The sequence below is a fragment of the Limosilactobacillus caccae genome, from assembly GCF_900156885.1.
In the GTDB taxonomy this organism is placed as follows: domain Bacteria; phylum Bacillota; class Bacilli; order Lactobacillales; family Lactobacillaceae; genus Limosilactobacillus; species Limosilactobacillus caccae.
Map to the genome: position 1 here is coordinate 789285 of NZ_FTOY01000011.1, position 15595 is coordinate 804879.

Consider the following 15595-nt stretch of genomic DNA (forward strand, 5'->3'; position numbering starts at 1 on the left):
GGCAGTAATCGAAAGTAAAAGCCAAAGTCCTCATTTGCTTGGCCTTTGGCTTTTACATTACATCTTAAGACTGTTATATTATCGACTACTTTTGGTCGTCTGGTGTAACATCCTTAAAGTCACCATCAACGGTGTTGTCATCATTGCCATTACCGTTGTTTTGACCATTGTCGTTCGGGTTACCACCAGGTTGGCCGTTAGCAGCACCGCCTTGCGCACCTTGCGCTTGTTGGTAAAGCTTGACAGAAAGGTCTTGGATAACCTTGTTTAAGGCATCCTTCTTTGCCTTCATGTCGTCTAAGTTGCCGCTTTCCTTGGCCTTCTTCAAGTCATCACGGGCGCTTTCAGCCTTCTTGATGTCGTCTTCAGGAACCTTACCCTTGACTTCCTTTAAGGTCTTGTCGACTTGGAAGAGTTCTTGGTCAACTTCGTTCTTCAAGTCAACTTCTTCCTTCTTCTTCTTGTCGGCTTCGGCGTGCTCTTCAGCATCCTTCTTCATCCGTTCGATTTCTTCATCACTCAAGCCGGAGTTAGACTTGATCGTGATGTTTTGCTTCTTGTGAGTACCTTGATCTTCGGCAGAAACGTTAACAATCCCGTTCTTGTCAATATCAAAGGTAACCTTGATTTGAGGAACACCACGAGGGGCAGCTGGAATGTCTGTCAGTTGGAAGTTACCTAAGGTCTTGTTATCAGCAGCCATTGGCCGTTCACCTTGGAGAACGTGGATGTCAACAGCTGGTTGGTTATCAGCCGCCGTTGAGAAGATTTGACTCTTGGAAGTTGGGATGGTCGTGTTCCGGTCAATCAACTTAGTGAAGACCCCACCCATGGTTTCAATCCCAAGGGAAAGTGGCGTAACATCAAGTAAGACAACGTCCTTAACATCACCAGTAAGAACCCCACCTTGAACAGCAGCACCAAGGGCAACCGCTTCATCAGGGTTGATGGAGTGGTTAGGTTCCTTGCCAGTTAATTCCTTAACCATTTCTTGAACAGCAGGAATCCGGGTTGAACCACCGTTTAAGATAATTTCATCAATATCATCAAATGAAAGGTCAGCATCCTTCAACGCATTTAATACTGGTTGCTTTGTCCGTTCAACCAAGTCATTAGTTAATTGGTTGAATTGTGCCCGTGTCAACGTCTTTTCCAAGTGGAGCGGGCCATTTTCACCAGCAGAGATGAATGGTAAGCTGATTTGGGCTTCTTGAACACCAGACAAGTCCTTCTTAGCCTTTTCCGCAGCGTCCTTCAACCGTTGAAGAGCCATCTTGTCTTGAGATAAGTCAACCCCATGTTCTTCCTTGAAGCCTTCAACTAACCAGTCGATGATCTTTTGGTCAAAGTCATCCCCACCTAAGTGCGTATCACCGTTAGTAGAGAGTACTTGGAAGACCCCGTCACCTAATTCAAGGATGGAAACATCGAAAGTACCACCACCAAGGTCGTAAACAAGAATCTTTTCGTCTTTATCTTGCTTGTCCAAACCATAGGCAAGTGATGAAGCAGTCGGTTCGTTGATAATCCGCTTAACATCTAAGCCGGCAATCTTACCAGCATCCTTAGTAGCTTGCCGTTGGGCATCATTGAAGTAAGCAGGAACCGTAATAACGGCCTTGTCCACTGTATCACCAATGTAATCTTCCGCGTACTTCTTCAAGTATTGCAAAATCATTGCGGAAATTTCTTGAGGAGTGTACTTCTTGCCATCTACTTCAACGGTGTATCCGGCTTCACCCATGTGACTCTTGATTGATGAAATCGTGTTGGGGTTAGTGATTGCTTGCCGCTTAGCGACTTCCCCAACTTGGGTTTCACCATTCTTAAATGATACGACAGAAGGAGTAGTCCGACTACCTTCTGGGTTAGTGATGATCTTTGGTTCGTTACCTTCCATAACGGCAACCGCGGAGTTAGTAGTACCTAAGTCAATACCAATAATCTTATTACTTGCCATATTTTATTCCCTCTCTTATTTAGAATTATTGAGCTACGATAACCATTGCTGGCCGTAGTACGCGGTCCTTCAACTGGTAACCAGCTTGGAGGACTTTAACAACTGTTTCAGGCTTTTGTCCCTCTTCAACCGGAACTGTCTGTACTGCCTGGTGAAGGGTCGGATCAAACGGCTTATCTAGCGCTTCAATCTCAGTAATCTCATGGTCATCAAAGGCCTTTACTAAGCCATCATGAACCATCTGGATCCCCTTTTTCAGTTGTTTACCATTTTCATCTGAAACGTCAATTGCTAATGCCCGCTTAAGGTTATCAAGCACTGGCAACATTTCTTTTGCCAGATCTTGACCGTCATACTTCAAGAGCTGTGCTCGTTCCTTATTAAAACGGGTCGTCATATTTTGAATTTCCGCTGCAGCGCGTAAATATTTATCATCTTTATCTGCCAGTTGCTCTTTTAAGTCCGCAACTTGCTTTTCTAATTCAGCAGTCTTATCAACTTTTTTCTTTGGCGCATCATCTTTCGCTGGTGCTTCCTGCTTTTTTGCTTTTTGCTGATTTTCTTTTTCCTTGGCCAATTAACTCGCCTCCTATGAATCGTAATAGTGACGGTAGAAATCAAGCAACCGCTTTGCTAATTCCTGACGAAAGGCATTAACAATCCCGATTGTCCGTGAATAAGGCATCCTCGTTGGCCCCAAAACAGCAATAATTCCTTTGCCGTATTGTTCCACATTGTAACTAGCAGTAATCAAACTATAGTCGTCAAGGAGCTTATTGCTTGAAATTTCCTGACCGATTTTAACCTTAACTCCATTATCAGGAGCATCACTGGCCTCCAGCAGGCTCGACAGATTATCATTTTGATCAAGCAAGCCGTATAGTGCCTGGATTGCGTGCGGATCATGATTGTTGGAAAAGTCGAGAATATTAAGTCGACCACCGACAAAGAACCGCTCGCGAGCCGCCTGGGACAAGATATCGTCAAATATATCAAGGAAGCCGTCCGGACTATGCATATAATGGACGACCCGCAGTGGGATATCGTCTTTTAAGCGCTTAATGACCGTCGTCAATGGTAGCCCCACCAGTTGGTCATTAATCATCCGGATGACCGCCTGCATTGCATCGGTATCAAGGTCCCGCGGTAATGTGAACGACTGGCTCTCGACTTCCCCACTATCCGTAACCAAAATGGCAATGACCTTCTGATTACCAAGGGGGACAACCCGGAACCCACTCAAGCGAACATCTTCTTGTTCCGGCTTTAGTGTGAATGCCGTGTATGAAGTTAAGTTTGATAGGATATCTGCGGAGTGTGATACAATCTCGTCAATCTTTTGAAAACCCGTGCCCAAAGAATTTTGGATAACCACCAGGTCATTATCAGTAACCGCCTGCGGATCCAAGAGGTTATCGACATAGTAGCGGTACCCCTTCTTTGATGGTACCCGGCCAGATGAGGAGTGCTCTTTTAAGATCAAACCATTTTTCTCTAAAACAGCCATCTCATTGCGCACTGTCGCTGAACTAACCTTAAACGGTAACTTTTCAGCTAAGTGTTTTGACCCAACAGGTTGACCAGTTGACGTGTATTGACGTACAATCGCTTGCAGAATCTTCTTTTGTCGTTGTGTTAGCATGAATATCACTTCCCCTTTTAGCACTCATTAGGGTCAAGTGCTAAACACACTGTATAATATACCAAGGACCATCCTAAAAGTCAAGAAACGTCAAAGATTTTAAAGGAGTTTTTTCAACAATGAAACACAAGGAACAACGGTACGTTCAACCGCACAATGCGGAGGAAGCAATGCTGTTAATTCAAAAACTATTTAATAAGTACCGTAATGCCCCCCTGACTGACAAGCTACTTGAGTACCACAATAACCTCGTCTACCGCCTCCAATCAGACATTAAAGCAGCGGCGGAAAAAGAGGGGAATCCGAACCGCCTCAAAGACCTTGATACCATGACCAAGGTTATGCGCAATTGGACAACCCTCCGCCTCAATGGCAAGCCCTTCAACGGTAAGATGCGCCATTTTAAATTTGTTAAGGACGGCGGATTTAAGTTTGAGCGCAATATCCATAAGATCAACCAAACAACTAGTCACCGGGGGAGTCGACATTAAAAAAGACCGCCAATGGTTAAAAGCCATTAGCAGTCTTTTTTATTTGGGTGCCAACTACTGCAAGTCATAGTGAACCGTCGTTAGTTCACGCAAATCTTGCCGGGAATGTTGCTCATCTTTTCTCATCTGCGCAACGAGCTCGTCAGCGCCCGCAAACTTTTCTTCGCCCCGCAGATACTTATACCAGCGCACCTTAACTTGTTCACCGTATACCATTCGGTGAAAGTCAAAGAGGTAAATTTCAACTGTCAATTGGTTGGTATCACCAAAGGTAATATTATGGCCCACACTCGCCATCCCCTCGTACCAGTGATCACCAATCTTAACCGTGACCGCATAGACCCCAATTTTAGGAATTCGTTCTTCTGCAGGATGTTCAACGTTAATCGTCGGAAAGCCAAGCGTCCGCCCGCGCGCCAGCCCATGCACAACAAGGCCAGTCGTCTGGTAGACATAGCCCAGGGCATGATTAGCCGCCGTTACGTTACCGTCATCAATTAGTCGCCGGATTTCCCGGGAGCCAATCTTAATCTCACTATTTTCTTCTGTTAATTTGGGAACCGCAACGACTTCAAAACGGCCCTGCGCGTACTTTGGCAATAATTCCATTGACGCAATCTCTGCTGGCCCATATGTATGGTCAAAACCGGCAACTACTACCGTCGCATGGAAGTTAACCAGGTACTGGTCAACAAAGTTTTGGGGCGTTAGATTAGCAAAGGCCGAGGTAAAACTTGTTAAATAAACAAGGTCAACCCCTAATTGCTCAAGTAGGTCCAATTTCCGTGCAGTCGTTGATAGGTACTTAAAGCCGCCCTCGTACTGGCGATAAACAACCCCGGGGGCGTGGTCATAAGTCAATACTGCTAACGGCAGTCCCCGTTGCGCAGCGATCTCTTTTGCCCGTAAAATCACTGCCTGGTGCCCACGGTGGACACCATCAAAGAAGCCCATCGCTAGCACAACTTGCCCTGCTGGAATTAATTCTTTTTTTAATGGATGGCGAATTTTAATGACTCGCAACTACTCCACACTCCTTATTTAACCGCGAACATTTTTGTCGGCTTGTATACCTGATCTTTTTGGTCAAAGTGATACAAGGCCTTTACTTGCCCATCAAATGATAACACAATTTCGCGTTCACTTGTATCAAGTTCGCTCGAAGACAACCATCCCCCATTTTGCACTTTCTTCCACGTAGCGGCGCGAAGTTCCTGGTGCGGGTAATTTTGCAAAGCATAATCGAGGGGATAAAGATATTGCTTAAGGGTCTGATTGGCAACCGCATCTTGGACATCCGTTAAGCTCAATGTCTGTTCCAGAGTAAAGCCGCCACTCTTTAGCCTGGTCAAAATGCTCATTACCCCGGGATAGCCTAGCTGATTAGCAAGGTCGACGACTAAGGTCCGGATATAGGTTCCCTTGCTACATTCAACATTGAACCGCACCCGTTGCTGTTTCTTAGCCGAATCATACTTTGTACTGAGTAATTCAAATTTACTAATCGTGACTGTCCGCCGCGGCCGCTCCACCTTTTCACCAGCCCGCGCATATTCATAAAGCTTCTTACCATTTACCTTGACGGCAGAATACATCGGTGGAATCTGGGTAATTTCACCAGTCATTTTCGCCATCGCATTGCTAATCGCCTGCGCGGCAATTGGCTGGTCAACTGGTTTTTCAGCAACCGTTTCGCCTTCTAGGTCCTGGGTGGTTGTCGCAAAGCCAATCACGAGTTCCCCCTGGTATTGCTTGCCCGACTGCATCAGGTAATCAACTACCTTCGTCGCATTTCCCACGCAAATCGGCAACACCCCGGCAACCGCAGGATCAAGTGTCCCAGAGTGACCGATCTTTTTCGTCTTTAATATTTGTCGTAAGCGGCTGACACAGGCAAAGCTGGTCATCCCCCGTTCTTTATATAAAGGAATAATTCCGTCCATTATTGTTCCTCCAAAAAAGCTGGGAAGAAATCATTTCTCCACCAGCTTTTTAACTTAGTTATTTTTCTTTTCGGTGTAATTCGTTAATTAATTGGTCAATCCGGCTACCATAGGCAACTGATGGATCCTTAACGAATTTAATCTCTGGTGTCTTAAAGATGTTCAGCCGGGCCCCTAATTCACTCCGAATCAACCCGGTTGCCTTATCTAAACCAGCTTGAGCTTTTTCACCATCAGAGGCGAGATCAGACAATAAACTGTAATAAATAGTTGCTTGTTGAAGGTCACCGGTAACGTCAACACCTGTAATCGTGATTCCTTGTACACGGGGGTCACGAACCCGCTTTAACAAGATCTCATCAACATCACGTTGAATCTCTTGCGCTAAGCGGTCAACCCGATATTGTTTACTTGCCATTTATCTTTCTCCTCAGTTTACTTAACCGGAACTTCTTTCATCTTGTAGGCTTCGATAACATCCATTTCCTTAATGTCGTTGTAGTTTTCAATTGTCAAACCACATTCAAAGCCCTGCTTAACTTCCTTAACGTCATCCTTGAAACGCTTAAGACTACCGAGTTCACCTTCATAGATAACAACTCCGTCACGAACTAAGCGGACCTTAGAATCACGGGTAATCTTACCAGAGGTAACCATTCCCCCAGCAATCGTCCCGACCTTTGAAGCCTTGTAGATTTGACGAACTTCAACTTGTCCGATTGTCTCTTCCTTGTAAACCGGTTCAAGCATCCCCTTCATCGCATCTTCAACTTCTTCAATGGCATCATAGATAACCCGGTGAAGACGAATATCGATGTTGCTGGAATCAGCCATGCTCTTCGCAACAGCAGTTGGCCGCACGTTGAATCCAATAATAACAGCGTTTGATGCTTCTGCTAATGTTACGTCGCTCTGGTTAATTGCCCCAACAGCTTGGTGGATAATATCAACCCGGACACCATCAACCTTGATCTTTTGCAAGCTCTGACTAAGGGCTTCCACTGATCCTTGTACATCGGCCTTGATGATGATTGGCAAGGTCTTCATTTCACCCTTCTTCATCGTTGCAAAGAGGTTGTCCAAGGTAACATGGGAGGTCTTTTGCCGTTCTTTATCTTGGGCCCGCTTTGCCCGTGCTTCACCAGCTGCCCGGGCAGTCTTTTCGTCATCAAAGACAACGAACCGGTCACCGGCTTCTGGAACGTCATTTAACCCGGTAATTTCGACTGGTGTTGATGGCGTTGCTTCCTTAATCCGGCGACCATTTTCATTGGTCATCGTCCGCACACGGCCGAAGGTATTACCAACAACAATTGGGTCACCGACATGGAGCGTCCCTTGTTGAACAAGGACAGTGGCAACCGAACCACGACCCTGGTCAAGCCGAGCTTCAACAACGGAACCAGCAGCGTTTTGGTCTGGGTTGGCCTTTAATTCGAGCATTTCTGCTTGCAGAAGAATCATGTCGAGCAATTCGTCGAGGTTCTTACCAAACTTGGCAGAAATCTTTACAAAGATTGTGTCCCCACCCCAATCTTCGGGGATCAGGTTGTACTTCGCTAATTCTTCAGTTACCCGGTCAGGGTTAGCCCCTGGCTTATCAATCTTGTTAACCGCAACGATAATTGGCGTCTTGGCTGCTTGGGCGTGGTGGATAGCTTCGACTGTCTGTGGCATTACCCCGTCATCAGCAGCAACCACTAAGACCGTAATGTCGGTGATATTTGCCCCACGCGCCCGCATTTCAGTAAAGGCCGCGTGTCCCGGCGTATCAAGGAAGGTGATTAACTGGTCGTTGTAGTGGACTTGGTAAGCACCGATTTCCTGCGTAATTCCCCCTGCTTCGTGTTCCGTAACGTGGGAGTGACGAAGCTTATCAAGCAAGGTCGTCTTACCGTGGTCAACGTGACCCATCACAGTAACAACCGCTGGCCGAGAAACTTGGTTTTCAGTATTATTTTGTTCGTCTTCAAACATCTTGTCGATATCAGAAACATCAACTTCAACCTTTTCCTTAGCTTCGATGCCGTAATCAGTTGCCAACAGTTCAATCGTATCCTTGTCAAGGGATTGGTTTTGGTTAATCATTACCCCTAACATGAAGAGCTTCTTAACAATTTCCGCTGGGGAACGGTGCAAAATCTTACCCAGGTCTTGTGCGTTCATCCCATCAGAATATTCGAGCACTTCTGGAAGCGGCTTGTCCTTACGCTGTGTTGGTTGCTTATGAACAACTTCTTTCATCCGCTTATTCTTATTGTGCTTCTTGTTCTTTTTATTCTTCTTGTTAAAACGCTTGCCGTTTCGATCATTGTTGTTTAAGCTGCCACCAAAACGACCGCCCTTGTTATTGTTACGGTGTTGGTTGTTGTTCTTCTCACCATTGTTAGCTTGACGATCGTTTTTCTTTTGTGGCCGCTCATTTTGCACCTTCTCGTGGTGCTTTTCATGACTTTGCCCATTGTCATGGTGGTTACCATGATTCTTTTGCGGATGTTGTTGGCCACCCTGATGGTTCTTTGCTTGCCCTGCTTGCTTCTTCGCTGGTTGTTGTCCACCACCGTTAACAAGCTTGCGTAACTTTTGGGCCTGTTCTGGTGTCACTGAAGACATGTGGCTCTTAACTTCCATCCCTTGTTGGTTAGCAACATTAACTAAGTCCTTGCTAGGCATCTTTAATTCCTTAGCTAATTCATAAATACGTTCCTTAGCCATATGCTCACGCTCCTTAATCCATTGTTAGTAGTTCCTCAAACTTTCTTGCAAAACCTGATTGCATCACACAAAAAACGGTTCTTGATTGTCCCGTTGCCTGACTGAGCTGGTCTTTAGTATAAGCTGTCGAAAAAGGAATTCCATAAAATTTACACTTATCGGTAATCTTTTTGGCACTAGCCTTTCCGGCATCCGCAGCTAAAAACACAAACTTTGCCTGTTGAGTTTGAATATTTTTGATTACAATTCCTTCACCACTCTGCAGCTGACGTGCACGACGCGCTAAGCCGAGGAGGTTTAAGACTTGCTGATTATTTTTGATCATTGCCAAATAGTTCTTGCCGGGCTTGTAAGTGGTCGGCATACTTGATTAGTTCATCATAAAATGAATCATCAAGTTTGATGTGAAAGGCCTTTTCAAAGGTCTTTTCCTTCTTGGCCCGCTTTGCAATATCAACATCAACCGCAATGTAGGCCCCGCGCCCTGGCTTCTTCCCCGTGGGATCTAGTGACACTTGATCTTCCTTATTTTTAACGACACGAATCAATTGCCGTTTCGGCATCATTTCTCCGGTAACAATATCCTTACGCATCGGTATTTTTCTCTTTTTCATCTTTTTCACCCCGCTGCTTGATAAATGATTTTAGTCTTCGTCTTCGGTAGTTGTTGAATCGTCAACGGAAGCTTCGTTTGCTTCTGCTTCCTGGTCAACGTCTTCCATTTCAGATGCTGACTTGATGTCAATCTTGTACTTTGTCAACCGTGCGGCTAACCGCGCGTTTTGTCCCCGCTTACCAATTGCTAGTGAAAGTTGGTTATCAGGTACAACAACGGTACATGAACGTTCCGCTTGTTGTTCTGCAATTTCTTCGCCATCAACTTCTTCAGCTTCGTTCTCTTCACTAACGACTGGTTGGTCTTCGTTAAAAATAACGTCGAGAACTTCTGCAGGATTTAAGGCGTTGGCAATGAACTTGGCAGGATCCTTTACGTATTCAACAATGTCCATGTTTTCCCCGTCAAGTTCGTTAACGATTGCTTGAACCCGGGAGCCTCGTGGACCAACGCAGGTACCAACAGGGTCAACGTTTGGATCATTGGAGTAAACGGCAACTTTTGCCCGGTCGCCAGCTTCACGCGCGATGTTTTCAATCAAGACCGTCCCGTCCTTAATTTCAGGAACTTCCCGTTCAAATAACCGCTTCAAGAGTTCTGGGGCAGTCCGACTAACAAAAATTTGGGGACCACGACGATCATCATTCACCTTTGATACATAAACCTGGATCCGGTCATGAACATGGTAGTGTTCACCAGGCATCTTATCCCGGAAGCCCATTGCCCCTTCAACGCCATCACCGAGATCGACATAGGTAAAGCGCCGGTCTTCACGAGAAACTTCCCCGGTGATAATTTCGTTTTCATAGGTCTTGTACTTGTCGTAGATGATCTTTCGTTCTTCTTCACGCAAGCGTTGCATTACAACTTGCTTAGCAGTTTGGGCAGCAATCCGCCCAAAGTCGCGTGGCGTTACTTCTTCACGGATTTCATCACCGACATCGTAGCCTTGCCCATGCGGGAGCTTTCGTGCGTCTGCCAAGCTCATGAATTCGTTACCGTCAGCTTCAACTGCTTCTTCGTCGTCGGTAATCGTCTTAACAGCGTATACCTTAATATTACCGGTCAATGAGTTGAATTCTACTTCAACGTTTTTTTCACCGTAATTTTGCTTGTATGCAGATTCCAAAGCCTGTTCTAGTGCTTCGATCACTACCTCTTTTTTAATACCCTTTTCTTTTTCAAGATAATCAAGGGCGCCAATCATTTCGGTATTAATTTTTGTCTTGCTCACCTTTGTGACACTCCTTCAATACTAAAACTTAATTGCTAACCGCGCTTTAGCGATTTTCTTTCGATCAATCGTGATTTGCCGATGACGTGTCTTATCCAGATAGTCCAACGTCAATTCTTCGGGGGTCAGCGTCGTTAATGTTCCTTCGTATACCTTTTGCCCATTAATCTGTTGGTAAAGCGAAACGTGGATGTAATGGTCAACCGCCCGCTCATAGTCCTGTTCACTCTTCAGGGGCCGTTCTGCGCCTGGCGAAGAGACTTCTAAAAAGTATGCTTGCGGAATCGGGTCCGGTTCAACATTATCCAATGCTTCGCTTAACTCATCGCTAACCGTGGCACAGTCTTCAAGTGTAATGCCGCTATCCTTATCAATGTAAACACGTAAGTACCAGCTCTTCCCTTCCTTGACAAACTCAATGTCGTACAAGTAAAAGCCATGATCTGCCAGAATCGGGTTAACAAGATCGGAAACGGTCTCAACAACAGTGCTCAAATGTGTCACCTCCATTATTTGCAATAAAAAGAGCGAGCATCTCTGCTCACTCCCACGAGTTATTACCATTAGTAATTGTAGCATGTAACATCCGCGCTGGCAAGCTAACAGACAAAGTCGTCCTAAAAGAGGCTCAGTTGATTCTCATCAGGAAGCTGGTCTAAAACATGATTATCAGTCAGGAAGTTAATCAGCGTCTGTGAAACCTTCCCCCGCTCCGCTAAGTCTTCTTTAGACAGGAATGGCCGTTCCTCTCTGGCGGCGACGATTTGCTTAGCAACGTTTAACCCCAGACCTGGTACTGCCCGGAATGGGGCGATTAATGAGTCACCATCAATCAACCAGTCAGACGCATCCGACCGTTCAATATCGACCATCTTAAACTTAAAGCCCCGCTCTAACATTTCGTTGGCCAGTTCAAGGATGGTCAAGAGGTTTTTATCCTTTGCACTAGCATCATTTCCCTGGTCATTGATTTCCTTCATCCGTTGCTTAACGGCGTCTTTGCCATGAGCCATTGCAACAACGTCAAAGTCATCAGCCCGCACTGAGAAGAAGGCACAGTAGTAGACCAACGGGAAGTAGACCTTAAAGTAGGCAATCCGCAAGGCCATCAGCACATAAGCGGCAGCATGGGCCCGCGGGAACATGTACTTAATCTTCAGACATGAGTCAAGGTACCACTGTGGAACATTGGCATCAAGCATCTTCTTTTGCCAATCATCCGGGATTCCCCGCCCCTTCCGCACGTGCTCCATCACCTGAAATGAGGTTTCAGAATCAAGGCCGTAGTGGATCAAGTCGGTCATAATGTTATCACGGCAGCCGATCACGTTCGCAATCGTGGCAATTCCTTGCTTAATCAATTCCTGGGCGTTATCCAACCACACCCCTGTCCCGTGTGATAGGCCAGAAATCTGCAGTAACTGGGAATAATTCTTTGGGTGGGTGTCTTCAAGCATCCCCCGGACAAAACGGGTACCGAACTCCGGCAAGCCGAGTGTCCCGGTCTTACTTTGAATCTGCTCTTCCGTCACCCCTAAAATCTTCGGGCTGGAGAAGAGTGACATCACCCCTGGATCATCCATTGGAATCGACTGCGGATCGACCCCCGAGAGATCTTGGAGGGCACGAATCATGGTCGGGTCATCGTGGCCCAGGATATCCATCTTTAAAATATTATCGTGAATCGAGTGGAAATCAAAGTGCGTTGTTTCCCAGGCAGCCGATTGATCATCAGCTGGGTACTGAACAGGGGTAAAGTCGTAGATGTCCATGTCATCAGGAACAATTATGATTCCAGCGGGGTGCTGCCCGGTGGTCCGCTTTACCCCGGTTGCCCCCTTGGCTAACCGGTCTTCTTCAGCCTTGCGGAATTCTTTTTCCGTATCCCGCTCATAAGCCTTGACATAACCATAAGCAGTCTTATCGGCAACCGTTCCGATCGTTCCCGCCCGGAACACGTTCTTTTCACCGAAGAGGACCTTCATGTAGTTATGGGCAATTGGCTGGTAGTCCCCGGAAAAGTTTAAATCAATATCTGGAACCTTGTTTCCCTTAAACCCTAAGAAAGTTTGGAACGGGATATCGTGGCCATCTTTGACCATTAATGTTCCACACTTTGGACAATGCTTATCCGGTAAGTCAAAGCCAGAACTATATTCACCCTTGGTATAGAAGTGACAATACTGGCACTGAGGACAACGGTAGTGCGGTGGTAAGGGGTTAACTTCGGTGATCCCTGATAAGGTGGCAACCACACTTGAACCAACCGATCCCCGTGAACCAACCAGGTAACCATCTTTATTTGACTTCGCAACTAGCCGCTGGGCAATTAGGTAGTGAACTGAGAACCCGTTTTTCACGATACTGTTTAATTCCAGTTCAATCCGGTCCTTCACCAGCGTTGGCAGCGGGTCACCGTACCATTTCTTTGCGGTGTGCCAAGTCCGGTCTTGAATTTCTTGCTCCGCCCCCTTCATGTGTGGCGGGTAAAGTTTATCCTTTACCGGCCGGATATCGTCGTCAATCGCATCTGCAATCTTATGCGAGTTATCAACCACGATTTGATGGGCCTTTTCTTCACCGAGAAAGGCAAACTCTGTTAACATCTCATCGGTCGTCCGGAAGTGAACATCTGGCCGGTGCGTCCGGTTTAACGGGTTAGCGCCCCCCTGTGAATTAATCAAGATCTTCCGGTAAACCCCGTCATGTTTGTCAAGGTAGTGAACATCACCGGTTGCAACGACCGTCTTGTTCAGCTCCTCGCCCATCTTCACCATGTTTTTTAAAATATCTTCAAGGTGGGCATCGTCAGCAATTACGTGCTGTTCCAGCAAGGGCGCGTAGTTTGGTTTGGGCTGAACTTCAATAAAGTCGTAGTACCGGGCCTTTTTTAATGCCTCATCGTAGCCCTTCTCCATCATGGCCGTAAATACTTCGCCAGACGAGCAGGCGGTTCCCAGTAATAAACCATCCCGATACTTACTTAGAACGGTCCGCGGAATCCGTGGTACACGGAAGAAATATTCCACGTTCGATAGCGAAACTAGCTTGAAGAGGTTCTTTAGCCCTGCCTGAGTTTTAGCAAAGATCGTCACGTGAAATGGCCGGGCATGCCGGTATGCATTATTTTCTTCCATGTGCTTGTTAAGGTCATCAACATATTTAATGTCATAACGCGCTTCGGCATCCTTTAAAAACTTGTATAACAAGTGCCCGGTAGCCTCGGCATCATAGTTTGCCCGGTGGTGGTGTTCAAGAGCAACCTTAAACTTTTTACTCAAAGTGTTTAAGCGGTAACCACGCATGTCAGGATACAGGAAACGGGCCAGTGGCAAGGTATCAATCACTGGTTCAGTAATTTCGGCCATCTTGTGTCGCCGGTAACCGGTATTCATAAATCCCATATCAAAGGAGACATTATGCCCGGCAATAATGCAACCTTCACAAAAGTCCTTAAACATCTGGAAAACTTCTTCTTCAGACTTTGACCCCTGCACCATTTCGGTCGTAATACTGGTCAAGTTCGTTGTTTGCTCTGACAAGGGGAAACCAGGGTCAATGAACTCATCAAAGCGTTCAAGAACATTACCGTCTTGCATTTTGACCGCTGACAATTCAATCACCTTATCATAAATTGCCGATAACCCCGTTGTTTCCACGTCAAAGATAACGTAAGTATTATGGGCCAATAAGGCATGGTTTTCGTTATAAACCAGGGGGATCCCATCGTCGACCACGTTTGCTTCCATCCCGTAGATCATCTTGATCCCCGTCTTTTGGGCAACCTTAAATGCTTCGGGGAAGGCCTGGACATTAGCATGATCGGTGACGGCAATCGCCGGGTGTCCCCACTTATGAGCACGGCTGGCTAATTCGGTAATCGAATTAGTCGCGTCCATTTGGCTCATTTCCGTATGCGTATGCAACTCGATCCGTTTATCGTCAGCAGGCGCCTGGTCTTGCCGCTCGGTATGCCCAATCTCGTTAATGTCATATGCGGAAATAACAAGGTCCCTCATCCAGGTATCCTCTTGAACTGGGCCACGGACCTTTAGCCACATTCCCGGCTTAATGTTGGCAAACTGTGCTTCCTCTTCAGCGTTGCGGGAAAACTTCTTAACGGCAAATGAAGAAGTGTAGTCAGTGATTTCAAAAGTTAATAATTGGCGGCCAGACCGCAGTTCGCGGATTTCGGCATTAAAAACGTACCCTTCGACAACAACCGACCGCTCTTCACCTTCAATATCTTTCATCTGAACGACATCAAACTTACTGTCAATCACCCGGCCTAACTGAACTGGCCCATCAGCCGGTGCAACTGCCTCATCTTTTTTCTTTGTCTTTTTAGCGGCGTTGCTCTTCTTAATCCGGGCAACTGCCTTGGCAGCAAGCGCAGCATCATCTTTTTCGTGCTGGGCCTTTAGCTCTTTAATCTTCGCCTGCGATGCTGACTCATCAACAAACGGGTGAATCCGAAAGTGCGGAAAACCAACTGCTTGATAATTTTTCTCGATCGTATCAAGTGCTTTTTGTGCCAAGACATCCTTAATCACTTCGTTTTCTACCACTAAGTTAACCCGCCCGTCACTTACCTCAGGGGCCGTCTGCATACAAGCCTGGAGAAGCATTGGGGAATCATTTACTGCATGGTTGATGATGTATTGCCAATAGCTACCGATTAACTGTCCATCAAGATCGGTCATCGGGGTACTGATCTTAACACTAACATTGGCAATGTCTTTAAAACCCATTGCTAAGGACTGGTTAAGCTCTTGAAATAGCTGGTATGGTAGCACCTTGCTAAAGGTCAGGTGAAATTCCCAGTTGCGTGACTGCTTATGCACGATCACCGACTGGACCGTCCCATCATTAAACGCCGAATTGTCTTTTTCGGGAAAATGAATTTGTTCCAGTAATTTTTCAAATAATTCATGCCGACTTAATCCCACGTCACAATCCTCCTAGCTAAAAAATGTGGTGCAAAATAACGTTAC

At 46.2% G+C, this 15595-nt stretch carries 13 protein-coding genes; 1 reads left to right on the plus strand and 12 read right to left on the minus strand.

Going from position 1 to position 15595, the window contains the following annotated elements; all coding sequences use genetic code 11:
* Positions 1–85: 85 nt before the first annotated feature.
* The 3 genes from dnaK to hrcA are packed head-to-tail and all read right to left on the minus strand — an operon-like array spanning position 86 to position 3602.
* A complete protein-coding gene (gene dnaK / locus CZ502_RS09855; protein ID WP_076462083.1) occupies positions 86–1960 on the minus strand; it encodes a molecular chaperone DnaK in 1875 nt (624 codons plus the stop codon).
* Positions 1961–1985: 25 nt separating this feature from the next.
* Positions 1986–2537, minus strand: a complete 552-nt coding sequence (grpE, locus tag CZ502_RS09860) for a nucleotide exchange factor GrpE (RefSeq protein ID WP_076462085.1) — start codon at positions 2535–2537, stop codon at positions 1986–1988.
* Between the two features lie 12 nt (positions 2538–2549).
* A complete protein-coding gene (gene hrcA, locus CZ502_RS09865; RefSeq protein ID WP_076462088.1) occupies positions 2550–3602 on the minus strand; it encodes a heat-inducible transcriptional repressor HrcA in 1053 nt (350 codons plus the stop codon).
* Between the two features lie 119 nt (positions 3603–3721).
* On the opposite strand from hrcA, the gene CZ502_RS09870 reads away from it, so the two are divergent.
* Complete coding sequence (locus CZ502_RS09870) at positions 3722–4093, plus strand: hypothetical protein (protein WP_076462090.1); 372 nt, start codon at positions 3722–3724, stop codon at positions 4091–4093.
* Positions 4094–4147: 54 nt separating this feature from the next.
* Here the strand turns inward: CZ502_RS09870 and ribF are convergent, their stop codons facing one another.
* The 9 genes from ribF to CZ502_RS09915 all read right to left on the minus strand — a co-directional run bounded on the left by ribF (position 4148) and on the right by CZ502_RS09915 (position 15550).
* Positions 4148–5116, minus strand: coding sequence for a riboflavin biosynthesis protein RibF (gene ribF, locus CZ502_RS09875; protein WP_076462092.1), 969 nt, complete (start codon positions 5114–5116; stop codon positions 4148–4150).
* Positions 5117–5130: 14 nt separating this feature from the next.
* Positions 5131–6036 carry a tRNA pseudouridine(55) synthase TruB gene (gene truB / locus CZ502_RS09880; protein WP_076462094.1) on the minus strand — a complete coding sequence of 302 codons (906 nt, stop codon included), beginning with the start codon at positions 6034–6036 and terminating at the stop codon, positions 5131–5133.
* A gap of 58 nt (positions 6037–6094) precedes the next feature.
* Positions 6095–6454 carry a 30S ribosome-binding factor RbfA gene (gene rbfA, locus CZ502_RS09885; RefSeq protein ID WP_076462096.1) on the minus strand — a complete coding sequence of 120 codons (360 nt, stop codon included), beginning with the start codon at positions 6452–6454 and terminating at the stop codon, positions 6095–6097.
* A 17-nt stretch (positions 6455–6471) separates the two neighbouring features.
* A complete protein-coding gene (gene infB / locus CZ502_RS09890; protein ID WP_076462098.1) occupies positions 6472–8751 on the minus strand; it encodes a translation initiation factor IF-2 in 2280 nt (759 codons plus the stop codon).
* 13 nt (positions 8752–8764) lie between these two features.
* The gene (locus tag CZ502_RS09895; RefSeq protein ID WP_076462100.1) at positions 8765–9076 is read right to left on the minus strand and encodes a L7Ae/L30e/S12e/Gadd45 family ribosomal protein; all 312 of its coding nucleotides are present in this window, start codon (positions 9074–9076) and stop codon (positions 8765–8767) included.
* Entirely contained in the window at positions 9063–9365 is a 303-nt protein-coding gene (gene rnpM, locus CZ502_RS09900; RefSeq protein ID WP_076462102.1) for an RNase P modulator RnpM, read from the minus strand. The genes CZ502_RS09895 and rnpM overlap by 14 nt, the downstream gene beginning before the upstream one ends.
* Before the next feature lie 30 nt (positions 9366–9395).
* Positions 9396–10601, minus strand: a complete 1206-nt coding sequence (nusA, locus tag CZ502_RS09905; RefSeq protein WP_076462104.1) for a transcription termination factor NusA — start codon at positions 10599–10601, stop codon at positions 9396–9398.
* Positions 10602–10622: 21 nt separating this feature from the next.
* Positions 10623–11096 carry a ribosome maturation factor RimP gene (gene rimP, locus CZ502_RS09910; protein ID WP_143457290.1) on the minus strand — a complete coding sequence of 158 codons (474 nt, stop codon included), beginning with the start codon at positions 11094–11096 and terminating at the stop codon, positions 10623–10625.
* Positions 11097–11218: 122 nt separating this feature from the next.
* Positions 11219–15550 (minus strand): PolC-type DNA polymerase III, encoded by a 4332-nt coding sequence (locus tag CZ502_RS09915; protein WP_076462108.1) that lies wholly within the window; start codon positions 15548–15550, stop codon positions 11219–11221.
* Positions 15551–15595: the final 45 nt, after the last annotated feature.